Raw genomic sequence first — 22,565 nt, forward strand, 5'->3', positions numbered from 1 at the left:
CTGTGTTATACTGTCTGCTTCGTTTTCTTCACCGCGTCAGCAGCGAAGAACCGAACTATACGCCTCCCAACAAAACCCGTCAACACCTTTCGCAAAATTATTTCTAGAAATTTAACCATCGCCCTGTTTTAACAGGGTTTTTATTTTATAAAAAAACTTCAACAACCTTTCTACACAATCCATACATACAAAAAAATACAAGCTAAAGGCCGTCTGAAATGCTCTTTCAGACGGCCTTTTGAATTTGACCTATGCTTTAATTTATATTGTTGACGCTTGTTTTTTGGTATGATGTTTCTTTGATTTTATTTCAGCTTCGAGTTTGCTATGTCTGTCTATACCAGTGTTTCCGACGCTCAAATGCGCGATTTCTTGCTGCAATATGATTTGGGAGATTTTGTCTCTTTGCAGGGGATTGCTCAAGGAATTACTAACAGTAATTATTTTCTGACTACCTCAACCGGTCGTTATGTGTTGACTGTTTTTGAGGTTTTAAAATCAGAGGAACTACCTTTCTTTTTAGAGCTAAACCAACACTTGAGCCAAAATGGCGTTGCCTGCGCCGCTCCGATTGCTCGTAAAGATGGCGGACTGCATTCTATGTTAGCCGGAAAACCTGCTTGCTTGGTAACTTGTTTGAATGGCTCCGATACCGGCTGGCCGACTGAGGCACAATGTTTCCACACTGGTGCGATGTTGGCCAAAATGCATTTAGCCGGTCAAGATTTTCCTTTAAAAATGAAAAATCCCCGTTATGATGGCTGGTGGCATGATGCCTGCACCCAGTTGCTCCCGGTTTTAGATAGCGAAGATGCCAAACTGCTTCAATCTGAAATTACTGCTTTAGATAAAAATCTTGGAGAACATTTGCCTTCTGGTATTATCCATGCCGATTTATTTAAAGACAATGTACTGCTTAATGGAGATGAAGTTTCCGGCTTTATCGATTTTTATTATGCGTGCAATGGTAATTTCATGTACGACTTGGCCATTGCAGTTAACGACTGGGCGCGGACAGCCGATAATAAATTAGACCCTGCTCTTTATGATGCTTTTATCCATGGCTATGAAAGCGTGCGTCCTTTATCTGATGAAGAACGTGCATATCTCCCTACTGCACAAAGAGCCGGATGTATCCGTTTCTGGGTATCCCGCCTACTGGATTTCCATTTTCCTCAATCAGGTGAAATGACATTTATTAAAGATCCGAATGCATTTAGAGATCTGTTATTGAGTCTTAAATAATATATAGATAAAAGGCCGTCTGAAATTCAGACGGCCTTTTATTTAATGTCCTCCCCCACTAGAGCCGTTAAATGGCGGCCTTGCCAGCCAAATAATGGGGATCATGCTGATGAATATGATACTGCCTGCCAAGAAAATTTCATTTGAGCCAATAATAAAGCCTTGTTGGGAAATGGTGCTATTTATCGCCACCAAAGCCTGCTCCTTGCTTAAACCATTGGCCATCATGCCTTGAATAGATTGGTTGCTGATTGAGGACAATGAATTAATATGTTCGGTCAGTTGAGTATGGTGCAAAGCTTCGCGTCGTTCCCACATGGTGCTGACAACAGATACTCCGACACCGCCCATAAAAACACGCAAGAAGTTAGACAGGCTACTGGCCGAGGCAATTTGATTGCCTTTCATATGCGACAAGGTAATACTGGTCAAAGGCAGGAAGAACATGGCTACGCCTAAACCCTGCCAAAACTGCGGCCAAACGACATTGCTCATATCCATACCGGCATAGAAATCGGTTCGCCAATGGAATGTATAGGCAAATACCAAGAAGCTGGCGCTGACAAACAGGCGCATATCGACGCGATTACCAAACTTACCGATAATCGGCGACAGAATAATCGGCAAAAAACCCACCGGCGCAGCAGCCAAACCTGCCCAAGTAGCGGTATAACCAAGATTTGATTGCAACACCAAAGGCAGCAGGGTCAATGTGCCCATATAGACCATAAAGCCCAACGATGTAGCAACAACGCCTATCGTGAAGTTTCTATTTTTAAACAATGACAAATCGACAATCGGGTATTTCTCGCCCAACTCCCAAACAATAAAATATGTCAGGAACACCAAAGCGGTAACGCCCAAAACGATAATCTCTCCCGAGGCAAACCAGTCTAATTCCTTGCCCCTATCAAGCATCATTTGCAATGCGCCGATACCGACAATCATCAACACCAGCCCGACATAATCGATTGGCGCCCTGACGATTTCAGTTTCCCTGTGTCTAAGCTGCTTCCAAGCAATAGTTGCAGACAAAATCCCGATCGGGATATTGATAAAGAAAATCCATCCCCAATGCCAGTTGTCCGAGATCCAACCGCCCAAAATCGGTCCCAATACAGGGGCAACAACGACAGTCATCGCCCACAAAGCCAATGCCAATGTTCGTTTTTCAGGCGGATAGGAAGCCATCAGAAGACTTTGGGACAAGGGAATCAAAGGCCCGGCGATAAAGCCTTGCAATACCCGGAAAAAAACCAAGGCTTGAAGATTATGCGCCATACCGCACAGCCATGACGTTACGACAAAACCAATCACGGCAGCAATAAAGATTTTAACCTCGCCAAACCGCTTGGCCAAAAAGCCGGTCAGAGGGACGGAAATGGCATTGGCTACGGCAAATGAGGTAATCACCCAAGTCCCCTGCGTGGTAGCCGCGCCTAAATCCCCTGCAATAACAGGCACGGCGACGTTGGCGATGGTGCTGTCCAAGACTTCCATAAATACGGCCAAGCTGAGCGCCAAAGTTGCCAACACCAGCTTAAACCCTTGTAACGGCGGATAATTCATATTTTTAAACTATAAGACAACCGCCAAAGCGGTCGATTGAAGAGAATCAATATTTCAGACGGCCTGAGCCTTCAATAAAAGACTCAGGCCGTCTGAAAAGATTATTTTGCGTATTGCTCGAAGATTTTATCGACTGAAGCATCGGCGGCTTTCCAATCCACACTTTCCGTTTCCGGCAAGGCAGTATTCCGTTCCGCTTCGGCAGTCATGGCTTTACCGCTGCCCTTCTCGGCAACATCGACTTTAACAGTCATCGACAAACCGACACGGAGCGGATTTTTTTGCAATTCTTTGGCATCCAAACTGATGCGCACCGGCACACGTTGTACGACTTTAATCCAGTTGCCCGTTGCATTTTGCGCCGGCAGCAATGAGAACGCACTGCCCGTACCGGCCGACAAGCCCATTACCTTGCCATGGTAAACCACTTTGCTGCCGTACAAATCGGCTGTCATTTCAACAGGCTGGCCGATTTTCATTTTGCGCAGTTGCGACTCTTTAAAGTTGGCATCCACCCACAATTCAGACAGAGGCACAACGGCCATCATCGGCGTACCTTGCACAATACGTTGGCCGACTTGGACATTGCGTTTGGCAATTTGGCCGCCGATCGGCGAACGGATTTGCGTACGTTGCAAATTCAACCAAGCGTCTTTGATGTGGCTGATGGCCGTCTGAACTGCCGGTTGTTGGCGCAGAGGAATATTACTGCCCAACGCTGCCTGAGCAGAAACTTCTTCTGCCTCAACCGCTTTCAATGCAGCCTGAGCCTGAACCACAGCGGCGCGGGCATGGCTGAGTTCTTCACCTGAAACCGCTTCCGTACCCGCCAAAGATTCACGGCGGCGCAAATCGGCTTGCGCACGGGCCAAATCGGCTTTGCGTAACAACACTTGCGCTTTGGCTTTTGAATTGACCGCAGTTTGCTGTTTGTTTTGACGGATAGCCTGAATCAATTCATTTTGCGCACGATCGTATGCCAGCTGAAAATCGCTGTCGTCCAAAGCCACCAAAACATCGCCTTTTTTCACGACATCCGTATCGTCATACATGACTTTGCGCACCGTGCCGTTTACCTGCGGCGTAATCATCACCAAATGACCGGCCACATAAGCATCTTCCGTTTCTTCTTCATGCTGCCAAAACAGGAAATACGCCAAAGCAACTCCTGCTGCCGCAATAAGGAATAGAAGCGTAACGATAACCAAATTGCGTTTGCGATGCGTTTTAGCGCCGGAAGCGACTACTTCCGGTTCTTTTTGGACATTATTTTTTTCCGATTGAGTATCCATAAGTCCTAACTTTAATTCTGCACATGTGATAACGATATTATTGTTTGCTGGGCGCTGACTTATACTATCAGTCCCCAATACGCGTGTTTAACGCGCTAAAGAGTCATATTCTATAGTTACACTCTATTCATTACAATAATTTCTTCCGGTAGCAAATGTAAATAAGGTAAGCAAAAGGCCGTCTGAAATTACTTTCAGACGGCCTACGTTTTAATAAAACGTTTATTTCTTATTTAATTTAAAGCCTCCGCCCAACTGGGCATTGAGGTTACTCCAAGCTGTCAGATATTCTGCATGGTATTGAAGCGCCGACATTTTTGTACGCGCAGCCTCGTCTTGTTTTTGCAAGGCGGTCAAGCCGTTATCCAAGCCAGCACGAACACGTCCTTTCGCATTTTGCACAGATTTATCCGCGATATTGACCATCTTATTCCAAGTATCTTGTCGACTTTTCAGGCTTTGATAGTCGACTACAGCATCTGCCGCCGAACGCATAGCGTTCAAAACAGTTTGGTCATACACGGCAACCTGCTCGTTATACTGGGCACGTTTACCCGCCAATTTAGACTGCAGCGCACCGGAAGTAAACAATGGCAGATTCAAAGCTGGAACGATGCCCAACATACCGGATGTCCGTCCACGAATCAGATTGAACGCATCAATGTGCGTCATACCTGCCAAAACTTTTAATTCGATATTCGGGTAAAACTCTGCTTCGGTCGATTTGACGATATGCCATTTCTCTTCAAGCAAGGCTTTTTGTGCCGCGATATCGGGACGGGCCGCCAACAAGTCCGCTTCAATACGGCTAACCGGCAATGACGGCACAGCCACCATTTTTTCCGGAACCTGTCCATTTAATGCACCCGGCACTCGGCCGGTCAATACAGCCAGGCTGTTGCGGATTTTCTCATTTTTCTGAGTCCATGCCGATTTTTCAAGCTGTAATTGCTGTTGCGCCATTTCCAGAGCGTGCAAGGCATCGGCAGGAGCCAGCTGCGCTTTAACGCGTTGTTGCATCAGTTTCAATGCTTTATCCGCCAGCTCTATGCGCGTATCCAACAAAGCCAGTTGTTCTGTCGCCATCTGCCACGCAAAATATTGGGCGGCAACGGCATGAGCCAACTCGGTGCGGATGTGCTGCGCTTCATACACCGCAGCCCTGCTTTTTCCTAAAACAGCTTGAATCTGCTCTCGGTTTTTACCCCAAAAGTCGAAAACCAAGCTGCCTTGCAAGGCTGCGTTCGCCAAAACCAATGTATGGTCGGTATCAACCATACCTGCTTGAGGTTTGGGTGAAACATAAGCACCCAGACCTGTAACGCCCAAGCCGACTTGCGGTTTGTTTGCGGCTCCCACAACGCCCAGCTGCGCCTGAGCCTGCTCAAACCTTGCCTTGACGACACGCAGATTGGTAGACGTCTGAATGGCGGAAGCAATCAAATTGTTTAATTTTTTATCTTTCAGCTTCATCCACCAGCCGTCTTGGGCAGTAGCGGCAGATTGGCCTTGCGGCAGCGGATAGGCTGTTGTCTCATCCAAAGGCGACTGTTTGCCGAAGGGCGCACATGCCGCCAACAGCGAAACAGCGGCAACGCATACGCTTGATTTGACCAAACCTAATTTCATACAGACTCCGTTTATGTGTGCCTACCGCAGACCATCAGGCCGTCTGTTGTCAATTGCCCAAACGGTTCAACAGTTTACCCAACAGGTGTTGCAGCGTATCATAATCCTCTTTCGTGAAATCTTCCCACGCCTGACCGCTCTGACGGGCAATTTGCGGCCATACTTCGTGGATGAAGGTCTCACCCGAAGGGGTCAATTTTAGCACAATCTGACGACGGTCTTTCTGATTGATATAACGCTCTACCCAGCCGCGCTCAACCATGTCGTCCGACAGGCGTGTTGCACTGGTGCGCGTCAAGTCCATCAGGTCGCTCAAGCGTGAAGGCAGGATTTCGCTGTTTGGGCTGACGTAAACCGCCATCAGGGAAAACCACAGGTTTTCATTAATGCCGAACGCTTTCAGGTTTTCGTTCAAATGGCTGCTCAAACGTTCGGTTACGATGCGCAACATGCGGGATACTTGGTTTTGCTGCTCCGGAAACTGCGGCAGACGGGTAGAAAGCAAACGCATTGCGTTGACTAATTCGGTTTGTGAAAAACTCATAAATTCCTTCTTTCTGAGTGAGTTATTTTATTCGATATCAATCAAAATAAAATATGATGTAATAATTTACTTTAAGATACCAATTACTTACTTTAAGACGTTATACTAATTCAGATGATTATTTTAGTGTATGAAAATCTGATAATCGGTTACATGCTCCTACTAAACGGAGTTTTCTATGCCTAAATCATGAAAATTCGACCATAAAAAAGGCCGTCTGAAACCTTGATTCCATCTTTCAGACGGCCTCGATGACAGATTAAAATAAGCTTTTCCACTTGTACCGGATCCAAACCATGAACACTTCCGCCTTTTTCCCCCACATTACCCTTATCGGTGTCGGTTTAATCGGCGGCTCGTTCATGCTCGACCTTAAACGCTTGGGACTGGTGCAAACCGTTACCGGTATCGACACCAATGCCGACAACCTCAATTACGCACTCGAATGCGGCATCATCGATCATGCCTATCCGAATATTTGCGCCGAAAGCATTAGCAATGCCGATTTGGTTTTGATTGCCACGCCTGTCTCCGTCCTACCTGACGTATGCCGCGACATCAAGCCCTTCTTAAAAGACACCGCCTGCGTTTCCGATGTCGGCAGCACCAAACAATCGGCACTCAATGCCTTCCGCACCCACTTATCCGACCGCCTGCCGCAATGTTTTGCCGCCCACCCGATTGCCGGCTCCGATCAAAGCGGGGCAAAATCCGCGCGTTGCGGTTTGTTTCAAAACAGCCGCCTGATTATTACGCTACATGGCCAAGAGGCTTCAGATGGCCTGAGACGGCTGAAAAGCCTGTGGCAGGCGGTTGGTTCGCAAATTTCGACCATGAGTGCCGAAGAACACGACAATATTTTTGCCGCCGTTTCACACTTGCCGCACTTGACCGCCTTTGCCTATGTCCACGCTTTGGTTGACCATCCGCACGGCAAAAACTACCTCCCCTATGCCGCCACAGGCTTTCGCGACTTTACCCGCATTGCCTCCAGCCATCCTGCCGTCTGGACAGACATCTGCCTGGCCAACCGCCCCGCCCTGCTCAAGCTGACCAGCGACTTGAAAGAACAATTATCCAAATTGGAACATCTCCTTTCAGACGGCAACAAAACCGAGCTTTACCGCTATTTTGAAGAAGCCGCACAAATGCGTAATGACTGGCTGAAAAACCGTTAAACCTGTTTTCAGACGGCCTAATACCTTCTCAGCTAAAATCTTCATCACAATAAAAAGGGCATCTGTTTAGATGCCCTTTTAGATTTCTTACGACTTCAACGTTTCACTCAGTCTTTCAAACGGAACTCAGCCGCTCTGGCGTGCGCGGTCAAGCTTTCGCCATGCGCCAACACGCTGGCGGTTTTACCCAACTTCTGCGCGCCTTGTTCTGAAACCTGAATCAGACTGGAGCGTTTTTGGAAATCATATGTTCCCAAAGGAGAAGAGAAACGCGCCGTGCGGCTGGTCGGCAAAACGTGGTTGGGGCCTGCGCAATAGTCGCCAAGACTTTCACTGGTATAGCGTCCCATGAAAATAGCGCCGGCGTGGCGGATTTTTTTCGCCCACTCTTGCGGATTTTCGACCGACAGTTCCAAGTGTTCGGGAGAAATATAGTTGGCGATTTCACAGGCTTCGTCCAAATCTTTGGCCAAAATCATTGCACCGCGGTTGCCCAATGAAGCTTCAATAATCGCACGGCGCGGCATGGTTTCGATCAAGCGGTTCATGGCCGTCTGAACTTCGTCCAAATACGCTTGAGAAGTACCGATCAAAATCGCTTGTGCAATTTCATCGTGTTCCGCCTGACTGAACAAATCCATCGCCACCCAATCAGCAGGCGTCGTACCATCGGCAATCACCAAAATTTCAGACGGCCCTGCCACCATATCGATACCGACCACGCCGAACACGCGGCGTTTGGCCGCAGCGACAAAGGCATTGCCCGGGCCGGTAATCTTATCGACTTGAGGCACAGATTCCGTACCATAGGCCAAAGCCGCAACCGCCTGCGCGCCTCCGACCGTAAACACTTTAGTCACACCGGCCACAAAAGCAGCCGCCAACACAATATCGTTGCGCTCGCCTTTCGGAGTGGGAACGACCATGATGATTTCTTTCACGCCGGCAACGTGGGCAGGCATGGCGTTCATGATGACGGAACTTGGATAAGCGGCTTTACCGCCCGGAACATAAATACCGACACGGTCAAGCGGCGTAATTTGTTGACCCAAAAGCGTGCCATCTTCGTCTTCGTAAGTCCACGACTCCATTTTTTGGTGTTTATGGTAGCTTTCCACCCGTCTCGCGGCCGTTTTCAAGGCCGTCTGAATGTTTTCAGGCAAACGCTCAAAGGCAGACTGCAAATCGTCTTGCGTCAGAATTAAATCGTCGATGGTTTGAGCGGATGTGCCGTCAAAGCGGTTGGTGTATTCAATCAGCGCCGCATCGCCGCGTTTTTGAACATCGGCGCAGATGTCGGCAACAATACGGTCGATTTCAGGGTTTTGTGCGGTTTCAAAAGCGAGTAACGCTTTGAGTTCGGCTTGAAAATCAGGGGATTGGGTGTCGAGTTTCTTCATGGTTTGCTCTCTTCCTTGTTTCGTTCCTATTGTTTTCAGACGGCCTCAGCCACACATAGGCCGTCTGAGCATTATCTTTTCAAAAAACCTTTTTTCTGCAAAAACGCCAACATATGCGGCCGCACAGGATTGCCCAAGGTTTTGGCCAGCGATTCTTTCCAAGGTATCGGGCTACCCTTGCGTAACTCATAATAATCCGCTACTGCCTGATTATAGGCTTCAACCGCCTCGGCATTCAGGCTCGGACAAGCGTTTTCGGCATAGACCATTTCCTTAGGTAAGCGCGGCTTGAGCGGCGGATCTTGGTCGGGATAACCGAGGCACAACCCCACCAAAGGCACGCAATAATCCGGCAGGTTCAACACGTCCGACACTTTTTGCGCATTATTGCGCAACGCGCCGATATACACGCCGCCCAGTCCAAGTGATTCTGCGGCAAGCAATACGTTTTGTGCCATAATGCCTGCATCGACCGCACCAATCAGGGTTACTTCCGCCCAATCAATTTGCGCATCGGGAAACATTGCCTTGTGTTTGGAAAAATCGATGCAAAACAATAAAAATTCCGCACAATGGACAATATAAGGCGCACTTCCTGCCGCTTCATGTATCCCCTGCCTCAGTGCAAGATCCGATACGCGGATGATGGAAACGCATTGCAGGTTGTTGGAAGTCGAAGCCTGTTGTCCGGCACGAACCAGCGTATCAAGGATTTCATCGACAATCGGCTCGGAAGTAAACCTGCGGATGGAACGATGGGAAAGAATCGTATCGAGTGTCGGTTTGCTTTGCATCATGACGGGGCTTTCAAACTGGGTTGGCAGACAACTTTTGCCAAAAACTTTTCAGACGGCCTTAGCGGCATTTTCAAATGCCTGAATAATCGGATTCAACAGCGCATATTTGGTTTTCAACGCTGCCTTGTTGACCACCAAGCGGCTGGAAATATCAGCCACATGTTCCACAGCTTCCAAACCATTGGCCTTTAACGTATTGCCGCTGGAAACCAAATCGACAATCGCGTCGCTCAGACCAACCAAAGGTGCAAGCTCCATCGAGCCGTACAGCTTGATGATGTCCACATGCACACCCTTGTCGGCAAAGTGTTCGGCGGCGATGTCGGGATATTTGGTGGCAATCCGCAAGCGGCTGCCGGGTTTGGAAGCGGCGGTGTAATCAAAACCTTTTTTAACCGCAACCATCATGCGGCATGAGGCGATGTGCAAATCCAAAGGTTGATACAGGCCATCTCCGCCATGCTCGATCAGCACGTCCTTACCGGCAATACCGAAATCCGCCGCACCATATTGCACATAAGTCGGCACATCGGTTGCGCGTACAATTACCAAACGGATATTGTCATGATTGGTGCCAATAATCAGCTTGCGCGATTTTTCCGGCTCTTCTGCAGGCACAATACCGGCGGCGGCCAACAGCGGCAGGGTTTCCTCAAAAATTCGCCCCTTGGATAAAGCAATCGTTAAAAGTGTGTCGGTCATTTTGTTCTTCTCCTTTGCCGTATCATAAAGCAAGAAGGCCGTCTGAAATCCACAACCCATTTCAGACGGCCTTAACTACGGTTTTACAATAAAGTTTTCACATCAGCCGCAATCGTTTCCGGCTCGCTGCCATAAGGCGAGAAAATCGCCACTTCGCCGTTTTTATCAATCAAATATGCACCTGAAGAGTGGTCGACCAAATAGTTTTCGCTGTCTTCTTTTTGGTTTACTTTAGCCGATACCACACGGTATTGCTGTTTGATGACAGGCAGGCTTTGATCGCCGGTAGCCGTTAGGCCGATAAAATCAGGGTTGAACTGTTTGGCGTATTTGCCGATTACTTCAGGCGTATCGCGCTCAGGGTCGATGCTGACAAATACCACTTTCACGTCTTTAGCCTGATCGCCCAATTGTTTTAAAGTGTCGCTGTAAGTCAGCAACTCGGTTGGGCATACGTCAGGACAGTGGGTATAACCGAAAGACAGGATAACCACTTTGCCTTTCAAATCGCTCAGGCTGAAAGGTTTGCCGTCGCCATCGGTCAATGTAAAGTCACCGCCAATATCTTCTTTGCGCATATCGGTACCACGCGCTTGCGCTTTGGCAGTAGATTCACCGGAAGCAGCAGGCGCAGCAGAAGCGGCAGGTGTCGAAGAAGCCTCTTTGGCCTCTTCTTTAGGCTGACAAGCAGCCAGAGCAGCCAACGCAAAAGCACTGAGTAGGAAAGTTCGTGTAACGGAAAGCATAAATTTTCTCCAAAACCGTTTCAAATAAGTGCGGCCAAATAACTGCCCGGCCGATATAAAAACAAAACATCTTCATATTAACGCGTTTGACACATTAAATGTAGCCCTTTTTGCAGATAAATACTGCTTTTTTTGTTTTAAAAATCTGCCTTCCATTTAGATAGCCATCAAATGTAAAAAAGTTTAATTCATTAAAAATCAAATAAATATAAAAATAATCCAATTTTTTTTCAATTACTGCTTTACAAGATTCGAGAACTCGCTATAATGACGACTTCTTCGCTAGCCCAGGTGGCGAAATTGGTAGACGCAGGGGACTCAAAATCCCCCGCCGCAAGGTGTGTCGGTTCGAGTCCGACCCTGGGCACCAAATTAAAAAAACCTCTTGATTCAGTCAAGAGGTTTTTTGCTATTTATCATTTGCAAAACCTTCTCCTTACTCAAACTGTCAACAATCCATCCACACCAAGATCAATAAAACTGTTTTTTTATTTCTTTAAAATCAACCTTCAATCTATTTTCCCATCTCAAATGTTAAAAGATGAAAGATTTTATCTTGATTGAACAGTCGGTTTGCGTTATCTTTTCTACTCTTTTTCACAAACTCTGTGTTCCTTTCCAATTGTTTGGACAGTCTGACTGTCGCCGTATTCCCTCAATGCGCGTACCCTAAATCGCTGCTTGGCGGAATTGCATTACAGGTGCTGTGGTGAGGCGGATTGTTCCTATTGGTTTGAGACCATATAAAAGAGGTCAATATGCAATTATCTGGCGCACAAATCATCGTGCAAAGTCTCAAAGCCGAAGGTGTCGAGTATGTATTCGGCTATCCGGGCGGCGCGGTTATCGAAATCTACGATGCCCTTTTCCAACTCAATAAATTCAAGCACATCCTGGTTCGCCACGAGCAGGCCGCCGTACATGCGGCAGATGCCTATGCCCGTGTCAGCGGCAAAGTCGGCGTTGCCTTGGTGACTTCCGGCCCGGGCGTGACCAATGCCCTGACCGGTATCGCCACTGCTTACAGTGACTCCATTCCGTTGGTAGTCATCAGCGGCCAGGTGGGCAACTCCCTTATCGGGACAGACGCATTCCAAGAAGTGGATACAGTCGGCATTACCCGCCCTTGTGTCAAACACAATTTCTTGGTGACCAATATTGCTGAGTTGGCAGATACCATCAAAAAAGCTTTCCAAATCGCCGCAAGCGGCCGTCCGGGTCCCGTTGTTGTCGATGTTCCTAAAGATGTCACCCAAGCAATGGCTAAATTCAGCTATCCTCAAGAAGACATCTTCATCCGCTCTTACCAACCGGTTGTACAAGGCCACATCGGTCAAATCAAAAAAGCCGTACAAATGCTGGCTTCCGCCAAACGCCCTATTGTTTACTTCGGCGGCGGCGTGGTTTTGGGCAATGCCTCTGAGGAAATGACCAAATTCGTCCGCATGATCGGCGCTCCTTGTACCGGTACATTGATGGGCTTGGGTGCATACCCTTCCAGCGACCGCCAATTCTTGGGCATGCTGGGTATGCACGGTACTTATGAAGCCAACCTCGCCATGCAAAATGCAGACGTTGTACTGGCAATCGGTGCGCGCTTCGATGACCGCGTGATTTCCGTACCGTCCAAATTCTTTGAAAAAGCCAAAAAAATTATTCATATCGACGTTGACCCGTCCAGCATTGCCAAACGCGTCAAAGTGGATATCCCGATTGTCGGCGACGTGAAAAACGTATTGTCAGAAATGATTCAATTGTGGGGCAAGCAAGAATCTGCACCTGCAACCGACTCATTAGATAAATGGTGGAAAAGCATTGAAGAATGGCGTTCGCGCAACTGCCTGTGGTTTGATAATGAAAGCGAAATCATCAAACCGCAATACGTTATTCAAAAACTGGCCGAAATCACCAATAATTCTGCCATCATTACTTCCGACGTTGGTCAACACCAAATGTTTACCGCACAATATTACCCATTCGAGCGTCCACGCCAGTGGCTCAATTCCGGTGGCTTGGGCACGATGGGTGTAGGACTGCCTTACGCCCTCGGTGCCAAACTGGCGGCTCCGGAACAAGACGTCTTCTGTATCACAGGCGAGGGCTCTATTCAAATGAATATCCAAGAGCTGTCCACCTGCTTCCAATACCGCGTTCCGGTTAACGTCGTTACCCTGAACAACGGCTACCTCGGCATGGTCCGCCAATGGCAAGAACTTTATTACGGCAACCGTGAATCAGAAACCTATTTCGATTCATTGCCTGATTTTGTCAAACTGGCTGAAGCCTACGGCCATATCGGCATCCGCGTGGACAAGAAATCCGATGTAGAAGGCGCATTGCTGGAAGCATTAAACCAAAAAGACCGCCTGGTATTCCTCGATTTCTTGACCGATAAGAAACAAAACGTACTGCCTATGGTCGGCAACGGCAAAGGCTTGGACGAGATGGTTCTGCCGCCGCATATGCGCGAAACATTGTCAGCGTAAGGAGAGAAAAATGCGACATATCTTATCTATTCTGATGGAAAACGAATCAGGTGCGATGAGCCGTGTGGTAGGTTTGTTCTCCGCACGCGATTACAACATCGACTCCCTGGCTGTTGCACCAACCGAAGACAAAACCTTGTCTCGCATGACCATCGTTACCCACGGCGACGAACACGTTATCGAGCAAATCACCAAACAACTCAACAAACTGATTGAAGTTATCAAAGTGGTCGATTTGAACGAAAGCCGTTTTGTCGAACGCGAGCTGATGTTGGTAAAAGTCCGCGCCGTCGGCAAAGACCGCGACGAATTCCTGCGATTGACCGAAATCTACCGCGGCAGTGTCATTGATGTAACAGACCGCAGCTACACCATCGAAATCACAGGTTCTACCGAAAAACTCGACTCTTTCCTCGAAACAGTCGGTCGCGCTCAAATTTTGGAAACCGTCCGCACAGGCGCAGCCGGCATCGGCCGCGGCGAGCGTATTTTGAAAATTTAACGCTGTATCGTTCAGACGGCCTTTTGCTTTCTACAAAGGCCGTCTGAAAACCAGTAGGAGACAACCATGTCAAGCATCCAAATCGTTGCATTAGTTACCGTCAAACCCGAATACACCGAGGCTCTGGCTGCCCAGTTTAAAGAATTGGTCAAAGCCAGCCGTGCAGAAGAAGGCAACATCAGCTACGACCTGCACCAAGAAATCGACAAACCCAACCGTTTCGTATTCGTAGAAAGCTGGAAATCCCAAGCAGCTATTGACGAACACAATGCCAGCGAACATTTCCAAAACTTCGTCAAATCCATCGAAGGAAAAACCGAAGCATTGGAAATTGTCTTGATGAACCAAGTCCCCGCTTAACCCCTATTACTTTTAACTCAACCCGGATTATCCGGAACCCTCTTACACTAAGGAAATAAAATGCAAGTTTATTACGATAAAGACGCTGACCTTTCTCTAATCAAAGGCAAAACCGTTGCCATCATCGGTTACGGTTCACAAGGTCACGCACACGCAGCAAACCTGAAAGATTCCGGCGTAAATGTCGTCATCGGTCTGCGCCAAGGCGGCTCTTGGAAAAAAGCCGAAGCAGCCGGCCACGACGTGCGCACCGTTGCTGAAGCAACCAAAGCAGCCGATGTTGTAATGATTCTGTTGCCTGACGAAAACCAACCTATCGTATACAAAAACGAAATCGAGCCTAACTTGAAAGAAGGCGCAGTATTGGCGTTTGCCCACGGCTTCAACGTACACTACAACCAAATCGTACCCCGCGCCGACCTCGACGTTATCATGGTTGCCCCTAAAGGCCCAGGTCACACCGTACGCAGCGAATTCCTGAAAGGCGGCGGTGTACCTTCTCTGATCGCCGTTTACCAAGATAAAAGCGGCAAAGCACGCGACATCGCCCTGTCTTACGCCGCAGCCAACGGCGGTACCAAAGGCGGCGTGATTGAAACTAACTTCCGCGAAGAAACCGAAACCGACCTCTTTGGCGAACAAGCCGTATTGTGCGGCGGCGTGGTTGAATTGATTAAAACCGGCTTCGAAACCCTGACTGAAGCAGGCTACGCCCCAGAAATGGCCTACTTCGAATGCCTGCACGAAATGAAGCTCATTGTTGACCTGATTTACGAAGGCGGCATCGCCAACATGAACTACTCCATTTCCAACAATGCAGAGTACGGCGAATACGTAACCGGCGTCGAAGTCATCAACGACAAATCCCGCGAAGCCATGCGCAATGCCCTCAAACGCATCCAAACCGGCGAATACGCTAAAATGTTCATCCAAGAAGGTGCCGTCAACTATGCCAGCATGACAGCCCGTCGCCGTCTGACTGCTGATCACCAAATTGAAAAAGTCGGCGCTCAACTGCGTTCTATGATGCCTTGGATTGCCAAAAACAAACTGGTTGACCAAGACAAAAACTAATCTGTCTTTCCAGCAAATCAAACCTGCCCGAGCAATCAGGCAGGTTTTTTATATATTTGCAAACCCAATACACTATAAATTTTAATTACCAAGGCCGTCTGAAAACACGATAAACAATATTCACAACCCAATTTTATATACCCCATATTTTATAGCCATCCCAAAATTCCCTTTTAGAAAAACACATTACAAAATAAAAGACAGTCTTCCACTTCCACCCTGTCTGTAAAAAACAATGTTTCCCCGCAAAAATTACTCAAAACAAGAGGAAAATTTGTTTTCTTAAGCCATAACCTTTATATTATGGTCATGGAATCGTTGAAACAGAACGATATCGTAATAAGAAGAACGAATGCTCGCTTCTTCACACTTAAAAAAGAAAAACAGCAATGAAAAAATCCCTGATTGCCCTGACTCTGGCGGCTCTGCCTGTTGCAGCTATGGCTGACGTAACTCTGTACGGCCAAGTAAAAGCCGGTGTTGAAGTATCCAAAGTAAAATTGGGTGAAAAAACCGCTACTGCACTGGGTAAAGAGAAAAGCTCTAAAACTGCTACTGAAATCGCTGACTTCGGTTCACGCATCGGCTTCAAAGGCCACGAACACTTGGGTAACAACCTGAATGCCATCTGGCAAGTTGAACAAAACACTTCTATCGCCGGTGGCGACAAAGAGTGGGCTTCTCGCGAATCTTTCATCGGTTTGGAAGGTGGCTTCGGTAAAATTCGTGCCGGTAAATTGAACTCTACTGTTAAAGACTCTAGCGACAATGTTGACCAATGGGAAAGCAGCAACGGCGCTTTGAATATGTCTGTATTCACTCGTGTTGACGAGCGTGCAGTATCTGTACGTTACGACAGCCCTGTATTCTCAGGCTTCAGCGCAAGCGTACAATACACTCCACGCGACAACGCTAACCCTTCTGACAAATACACTCACAACAACGCTACCCGTGACACTTACTACGCTGGCCTGAACTACGAAAACTCTGGTTTCTTCGGTCAATACGCTGGTGGTTTCCGTAAAAACGCCGTTTCTGAAAAAGACGGTCACGTACACCGCTTGGTAGGTGGTTACGATGCTAACAACCTGTTCGTGTCTGTAGCCGGTCAATACGCTAAAAACTGGGAAACTTTGGGTGACTACGCCGAAGCCCAATCTAACGGCGTTGTAAATTCTGCTACTACTAACGCTTCTAACGTAGTGTTTGGTACTGCTGCTGCCCTGGATAGCCGTCCTGCTGAAACTATCGAAGTTGCTGCTACTGCCGCTTACCGTGCCGGTAACGTAACTCCTCGCGTTTCTTACGCTCACGGCTTCAAAGCTAAAGTTGACGGTAAAAAACTGAAAGGCACTCAATACGACCAAGTTATCGTTGGTGCTGACTACGACTTCTCTAAACGCACTACTGCTCTGGTTTCTGCCGGCTGGTTGCGTGGTGCTGAGTCTGGCCCTCACAAAGTTGAAACCATCTCTGGTTTGGTTGGCCTGCGTCACAAATTCTAATCTTCGGATTAGTATGAAAAAGAGCCTGTTTTATGCAGGCTCTTTTTTTATTCTATTCCCTACCCTCAACGAAAATTGATTTAAGCGTTGATATATAAAAAGGCCGTCTGAAACCAATTAGTTTCAGACGGCCTTTAGTCTATCTATCCCTATTGCCAAATGACAATAAGGTCAACAAACAAGCTTTATTTTTCATTCAAAATCTTACCGACAATCTCGCCTACATCTTTGGACAAACCTTCTTGTGCATTAATGCGTTGCAATTCTTTGGCCATGACGGCTTTGCGATTGGCTTCCAATTTGTTGCAGATGTTGAAAGCCTGCACCAGTCGGGCGGCAACTTGCGGATTAAAGCGGTCGATTTCCATCACTTTATCGGCTACAAAGCGGTAGCCGCTGCCGTCTTCTGCATGGAAGTGCGGAATATTGCGGCTGAAGCTCATCAATAAAGAACGGGCTTTATTCGGGTTTTCAATGCTGAACTTAGGATGACTCAAGGCCGTCTGAACTTGCTGTAAAGTATCTTTGCGGCGACTTGAGGCAATCAAGGCAAAGTATTTGTCCATTACCAAAGCATCATCGGCGAATTTATCGGCAAATTGTGTCAACAAACGATCTCGGATTTCACTTTCATTGCTGTTGATTGCGGATAAGATACCCCATTCGTGGGTCATGTTTTGCGCCATTGCTGCGTAATTCTCCGCAACGTGTTCGATATGCGCAGCGTCAGCACGAAGGACAAATGCCCTGCAAGCATTGCGCAAAGTACGCCAGCCGGCCAGTTCCGGGCTGTATTCATAACGAACAGCAGCATCGGCTTGATTTTCTTGCTCGGCAGCTTGACGGTTCAGCTCGCGCCATTGAGGCAGGAACTTGACGTCAACAGCATTGAGCAAGGCTTCTCGCGCTTGATGAACCTGAATCGGGTCAATATTTTCTTCTTCCGCCCATACATCGGTTTCAGACGGCATTTGCAGCAAAATGGCACGGAATGCCGGATCAAAGTCACCGGAAACCACCAAAGCCAAAGCATCCATCAATGCTTTGTGTTCCGGTAAAGGACGGCCTTCCGCCAATGCCTGACGATTGGCGTTAATGGCACGATGATACAGGGTTTGAGCAGCCTCCCAACGGGCAAACTCATTTTCATCTGCCGCCAGCAAAGTGGCCAACTCTTGCTCGCTGTACGGATAGTTCAGGGTAACCGGTGCAGAGAAATCTCGCAGCAGAGACGGGATAACCGGCTCATTGACGCCGCCCAACACAAAAGTCTGCTCGGCTTCAGTCAATACCAAAACCGCCTCTTTCACCCGTTTGCCTTGATATTCAAACTCAACCGCTTCGCCTTTTTCATTCAGCAAACCGGTTTTGACCGGAATCATCATCGGCTGTTTGTCCGCCATATCGGGCGTGGCAGGAATGGTTTGTTTGATGGTCAATTCAAACGCGCCATCTTTCAGACGGCCTTGAGCATCTAAAACCGGCGTACCAGCTTGGCTGTACCACAAAGCGAACTGATCAAGATTGATGCCGTTTGCGTCTGCCATTGCGGCACGGAAATCATCACAAGTCACAGCCTGACCGTCGTGGCGTTGGAAATACAGCTTCATGCCTTTTTGGAAGCCCTCTTCTCCGAGCAAGGTGTGATACATGCGTACTACTTCCGCACCTTTTTCATAGACGGTCATGGTGTAGAAGTTGTTCATTTCCTCATAGCTGGCCGGGCGGACAGGATGCGCAGTCGGGCCCGCATCTTCTGGGAATTGGAACAAGCGCAGCATACGGACATTGTCGATACGGCGTACCACGCGGCTGGCTCGGTCGCCGGAAAACTCTTGATCGCGGAATACAGTCAAACCTTCTTTCAGCGACAATTGGAACCAATCGCGGCAGGTCACGCGGTTACCTGTCCAGTTGTGGAAATATTCGTGGCCGACAACAGATTCGATGCCTTCAAAGTCGGTATCGGTCGCGGTACGGCTGTTGGCCAGCACAAACTTGGTGTTGAAAATATTCAAACCTTTGTTTTCCATTGCGCCCATATTGAAATCGCCCACGGCAACGACCATGAAAATATCCAAGTCGTATTCCAAGCCAAAACGTATCTCGTCCCATTTCATCGCATTTTTCAACGATTCCACGGCAAAACCGACTTTAGGTTTGTCTGTCTCAGTGGTGTAGAACTCGATTTTGACCTTACGGCCGCTCATGGTTGTAAAATAATCTTCCGTTACCGCCAAATCGCCTGCCACCAAAGCAAAGAGATAGCTCGGTTTGGCAAACGGGTCTTCCCATTTCACCCAGTGACGGCCGTCTGAAAACTCGCCGCCATCAATTTTATTGCCGTTAGACAGCAACACCGGATAGCGTTTTTTGTCTGCAACGATGGTGGTGGTAAATTTAGACATGACATCCGGACGGTCGATGTAGAAAGTAATTTTGCGGAAACCTTCCGGTTCGCATTGGGTAAACAGATTGCCGCCGGAAGCATACAGACCCATCAGCGATTTGTTCTCAGCCGGCAAAATTTCGGTTTCTACTTCCAGCGTGAAGTTTTCAGACGGCACGCCGGCAATCGTCAGTTTTTCGTCTTCCAACACATAATCCACGACCCGGCCGTTTACTTTCACAGACAGCAGTTTTGCCGAACCATCCAATACCAATGGCTCCCCTGCTCTTTCAGGTTGAACGGTCAGACTGGATTTGACGATGGTTTGCGGTTCTAAAATATCGAAATGCAGGGCGGTTTTCAGAATACGGTACGCTGGCGCGGCGTAGTCTTTCAAATAATGGATGGTTTTGCTCATTTGTTCTCTTTCAGAGTCATGCGGTAAATAGATGAAGCATATCGTTTCATATAGCCTAAATTCAAGTGTTTTCAGAAAAAAAGGCCGTCTGAAACCTAAAATTTCAGACGGCCTTCCTATTCAGGCAGCAAATCTAGTTGCCTGTCATTGCCAACTTACCACTGATACAGCGCACCGGCACCGACACCGACATGACCGTCGGTATTGGCCGAGAAGTTGCCTTTGACAATCCAGTTGCCGCCGTCGCTCATCGCAGACACGCCGATGGCCATGGCAGACTGACCACCGTAGTAGCCACTGCCGACACCGATACCGGTCGCACCCGGACGGGTTACTTGAGGAATCGAGCCTTGGGCAATCGCACCGGCCACACCCGCGTAGGCTTTCTTGCCTACTTGGTTGATATTGTTCTGCAACTCGGTACCCAAACCAATCAACTGGTTCACGTTTGCCGCATCTGTACCGTCTTTACCCGGAGCCACGTTGGTAATGCGTTGGCCGCCGTTGTTCAGACCGACAGGAGACAGTTTGACTTGGTTGTTCGGATTGTTTTCAGTCGGCGCAGCGATGGTTACGCCATCGTTGTTGACCACGGTATTGCCTGCGGTCAGACCATCTTTGTTCAACGCAACTTTATCGCCGACTTTCACTCCGTCGTTATTCATCACAGTATCGCCTGCTTTGAAGGTATCGGCATTCACTGTCTTCACGCTAATCTCGTCAGCCAGTTTCAGCTGTGCACCACCGGCTACGGTTTCGCTGATGATGTTGCTGTCGCCTTTAACGTTGATGGTGTCGCCCAACGCGTAGTTGTTGCTGCCGGTCGTACCGCCGAAGTTAATGCCTTTGGCGATAGTCGCAGCATTGTTGGCTACGTTTTGGTTGGTTGCGTACAACTGGCTGCCGTTGACGGCATCTTTACTGTTGGCGTTGAGATCGCCATCCGCTACGTTGGTTACTTTGTTGCCCGCATTGTCCAAGCCGTCTTTCGTCAGGTTTACCTTGCCTGCTTTCAAGCCGTCTTTGGTCAATGCAACATCGTCACCCACTTTGACACCGTCAGTATTCACTGCGGTATCGCCGGCTTTCACGCTGTCAACATCCAAGTCTTTATCGGTTGCCACCTCGTAAACAGTTTGACCCTTGTCGCCTGTTTTCTGAGTCACAACAATGTTCTTACCTTGAACGACTTCGGTCTTAGACACAGCCGCAGCTTGTTTCAGTTGGGAAACATTGACTGCATCGGTGTCATCAGTACCAGCCGCAACATTGGTAATCTTGTTGCCGCCGTTGTTCAAGCCGGCTTTGGTCAGGTTCACATCGCCTGCTTTCAAGCCGTCTTTGTTCAATGCAACACCATCGCCAACTTTCACACCGTCATTATTCATCACGGTATCGCCTGCGGTAACGCTGTCGACTTTCAGATTTTTATCGGTCGCCACTTTGTAAATGGTTTGACCATTGGCGCCGACATCCTGAGTCACAACGATATTATCGCCTTGAACGACTTCAGTCTTAGCCGCAGCTGCAGCTTTGTTCAACTGAGCAACATTCACCGCATCAGTGTCATCAGTACCAGCCGCAACATTGGTAATCTTGTTGCCGCCGTTGTTCAAGCCGGCTTTAGTCAGGTTGACATCACCAACTTTCACGCCGTCAGTATTGACTGTGGTATCGCCGGCTTTCACGCTGTCAACTGCCAAGTCTTTAGCCAATTTGACTTCCAACTTATCAGAGCCATTCGCTACAACGCCGATATTGCCGTCTGAAAGTTTGGCTGCATCGGTTTGACCGCCAACAATATTCAGCTTCGTACCCGGTTTGCGTTCAACATCTTTGCCGCTGTCGCCGCCGAAAGTCAAAGGCAGATTGGCAGTTGCATTGACGGCTTTGATTGCATCGTGGATATTGTTCTCACCAGTACCGCCAATATCGGTCATGCTGATGTTGCCGCCATTATTGGCCGCATTGCCACCCAATACATTTACCAACTGATCTTGGGCTGCATTCAGCTGCTCTTCAGTCGCCGCACGTTTGCCTTTGGCAAAGTCGCTGCCGCCCAAAGTCGTATTGCTCAAGCCGCTGACTTCGCCTTTATCACCATCGATTTTCACCGGAGCCACTTGACCGACATTCAACACATCGGCCAGTTTCAGCTGTGCACCACCGGCTACGGTTTCGCTGATGATGTTGCTGTCGCCTTTGACATTGATGGTGTCGCCCAATGCGTAGTTGTTGCTGCCGGTGGTACCGCCGAAGTTGATGCCTTTGGCGATATTGGCGGCGTTGGTCGCGACGTTTTGGTTGGTCGCAAACAGTTGGCTGCCGTTGACGGCGTCTTTGCTGTTGGCATTGAGGTCGCCGTCGGCTACGTTGGTAACCTTCTTGCCGGCGGCATCGATACCGGACTTGGTCAGGCTAGGACCGCCTGCGATCTTAACGCCGTCGTTGTTTACGGTGGTGTCGCCGGCTTTGACGCTGTTCACTACCAGGTCTTTGTTCAGCTTAACGGTCACTTTATCGTCTTGGGCTTCGGTGGTGATGTTGTCGTCGCCGGCAACGGTCACGGTAGAGCCGAGTTTTTCGATATTGGTGCTGCCGCTGTCGCCGTTGAAGGTCAGGCCTTTGCTGTCAACGGTGGTTTTGGCATCTACGCCTTTTTGGATTTCGGCTTTGGTGTTATCAGCCAAGTCGATGCTGTAGTCGGTCACGTTGTCGGCCTTTTCAGC

At 48.4% G+C, this 22,565-nt stretch carries 17 protein-coding genes and 1 tRNA gene; 8 read left to right on the forward strand and 10 right to left on the reverse strand.

Translation table 11 applies throughout. The features are described from left to right. The first annotated feature begins 327 nt into the window (after positions 1-327). On the forward strand, positions 328-1,245 hold the full coding sequence (gene thrB, locus ACTHS4_RS10665) for a homoserine kinase (RefSeq protein WP_371460548.1): 918 nt from the start codon (positions 328-330) through the stop codon (positions 1,243-1,245). Between the two features lie 42 nt (positions 1,246-1,287). Here the strand turns inward: thrB and ACTHS4_RS10670 are convergent, their stop codons facing one another. The 4 genes from ACTHS4_RS10670 to ACTHS4_RS10685 all read right to left on the reverse strand — a co-directional run bounded on the left by ACTHS4_RS10670 (position 1,288) and on the right by ACTHS4_RS10685 (position 6,279). Continuing rightward, positions 1,288-2,814 (reverse strand): DHA2 family efflux MFS transporter permease subunit, encoded by a 1,527-nt coding sequence (locus tag ACTHS4_RS10670; RefSeq protein ID WP_371460547.1) that lies wholly within the window; start codon positions 2,812-2,814, stop codon positions 1,288-1,290. A 101-nt stretch (positions 2,815-2,915) separates the two neighbouring features. Continuing rightward, the gene (locus ACTHS4_RS10675) at positions 2,916-4,106 is read right to left on the reverse strand and encodes an HlyD family secretion protein (RefSeq protein WP_440365918.1); all 1,191 of its coding nucleotides are present in this window, start codon (positions 4,104-4,106) and stop codon (positions 2,916-2,918) included. Between the two features lie 222 nt (positions 4,107-4,328). Next, on the reverse strand, positions 4,329-5,735 hold the full coding sequence (locus ACTHS4_RS10680; RefSeq protein ID WP_371460545.1) for an efflux transporter outer membrane subunit: 1,407 nt from the start codon (positions 5,733-5,735) through the stop codon (positions 4,329-4,331). A gap of 49 nt (positions 5,736-5,784) precedes the next feature. Further along, the gene (locus ACTHS4_RS10685; protein WP_004521040.1) at positions 5,785-6,279 is read right to left on the reverse strand and encodes a MarR family transcriptional regulator; all 495 of its coding nucleotides are present in this window, start codon (positions 6,277-6,279) and stop codon (positions 5,785-5,787) included. A 296-nt stretch (positions 6,280-6,575) separates the two neighbouring features. On the opposite strand from ACTHS4_RS10685, the gene ACTHS4_RS10690 reads away from it, so the two are divergent. After that, positions 6,576-7,457 (forward strand): prephenate dehydrogenase, encoded by an 882-nt coding sequence (locus ACTHS4_RS10690; protein ID WP_070825921.1) that lies wholly within the window; start codon positions 6,576-6,578, stop codon positions 7,455-7,457. Between the two features lie 107 nt (positions 7,458-7,564). On the opposite strand, the gene hisD is transcribed toward ACTHS4_RS10690, so the two are convergent. The 4 genes from hisD to ACTHS4_RS10710 all read right to left on the reverse strand — a co-directional run bounded on the left by hisD (position 7,565) and on the right by ACTHS4_RS10710 (position 11,102). Next, on the reverse strand, positions 7,565-8,857 hold the full coding sequence (gene hisD / locus ACTHS4_RS10695) for a histidinol dehydrogenase (RefSeq protein ID WP_070825920.1): 1,293 nt from the start codon (positions 8,855-8,857) through the stop codon (positions 7,565-7,567). 71 nt (positions 8,858-8,928) lie between these two features. Beyond that, positions 8,929-9,654, reverse strand: a complete 726-nt coding sequence (nfsA, locus tag ACTHS4_RS10700) for an oxygen-insensitive NADPH nitroreductase (protein WP_070825919.1) — start codon at positions 9,652-9,654, stop codon at positions 8,929-8,931. Positions 9,655-9,702: 48 nt separating this feature from the next. Then, on the reverse strand, positions 9,703-10,356 hold the full coding sequence (hisG, locus tag ACTHS4_RS10705) for an ATP phosphoribosyltransferase (protein WP_371460544.1): 654 nt from the start codon (positions 10,354-10,356) through the stop codon (positions 9,703-9,705). 83 nt (positions 10,357-10,439) lie between these two features. After that, positions 10,440-11,102 (reverse strand): SCO family protein, encoded by a 663-nt coding sequence (locus tag ACTHS4_RS10710; protein WP_300481872.1) that lies wholly within the window; start codon positions 11,100-11,102, stop codon positions 10,440-10,442. Between the two features lie 285 nt (positions 11,103-11,387). Between ACTHS4_RS10710 and ACTHS4_RS10715 the strand changes: the two genes are divergently transcribed. From ACTHS4_RS10715 to porB, 6 genes are all read left to right on the forward strand, one after another. Next, positions 11,388-11,472: transfer RNA gene (locus ACTHS4_RS10715), tRNA-Leu, on the forward strand. Between the two features lie 388 nt (positions 11,473-11,860). Beyond that, on the forward strand, positions 11,861-13,588 hold the full coding sequence (gene ilvB / locus ACTHS4_RS10720) for a biosynthetic-type acetolactate synthase large subunit (RefSeq protein WP_440365919.1): 1,728 nt from the start codon (positions 11,861-11,863) through the stop codon (positions 13,586-13,588). 10 nt (positions 13,589-13,598) lie between these two features. Then, the gene (gene ilvN, locus ACTHS4_RS10725) at positions 13,599-14,090 is read left to right on the forward strand and encodes an acetolactate synthase small subunit (protein ID WP_003685820.1); all 492 of its coding nucleotides are present in this window, start codon (positions 13,599-13,601) and stop codon (positions 14,088-14,090) included. A 66-nt stretch (positions 14,091-14,156) separates the two neighbouring features. Next, complete coding sequence (locus ACTHS4_RS10730) at positions 14,157-14,450, forward strand: putative quinol monooxygenase (protein WP_440365920.1); 294 nt, start codon at positions 14,157-14,159, stop codon at positions 14,448-14,450. A gap of 60 nt (positions 14,451-14,510) precedes the next feature. Next, entirely contained in the window at positions 14,511-15,524 is a 1,014-nt protein-coding gene (gene ilvC / locus ACTHS4_RS10735) for a ketol-acid reductoisomerase (protein ID WP_004521030.1), read from the forward strand. A gap of 389 nt (positions 15,525-15,913) precedes the next feature. Then, positions 15,914-17,029 carry a trimeric porin PorB gene (porB, locus tag ACTHS4_RS10740; protein ID WP_440365921.1) on the forward strand — a complete coding sequence of 372 codons (1,116 nt, stop codon included), beginning with the start codon at positions 15,914-15,916 and terminating at the stop codon, positions 17,027-17,029. Positions 17,030-17,214: 185 nt separating this feature from the next. Here porB and pepN read toward each other — a convergent pair whose 3' ends face one another. Next, positions 17,215-19,836, reverse strand: coding sequence for an aminopeptidase N (gene pepN / locus ACTHS4_RS10745; protein ID WP_440365922.1), 2,622 nt, complete (start codon positions 19,834-19,836; stop codon positions 17,215-17,217). A gap of 155 nt (positions 19,837-19,991) precedes the next feature. Next, positions 19,992-22,565, reverse strand: a 2,574-nt coding sequence (locus ACTHS4_RS10750) for a YadA-like family protein (RefSeq protein WP_440365923.1), incomplete at its 5' end; no start/stop codon positions are given.

It is taken from the genome of Neisseria sp. P0014.S009 (assembly GCF_051958155.1).
GTDB classification, from domain to species: domain Bacteria; phylum Pseudomonadota; class Gammaproteobacteria; order Burkholderiales; family Neisseriaceae; genus Neisseria; species Neisseria flavescens_C.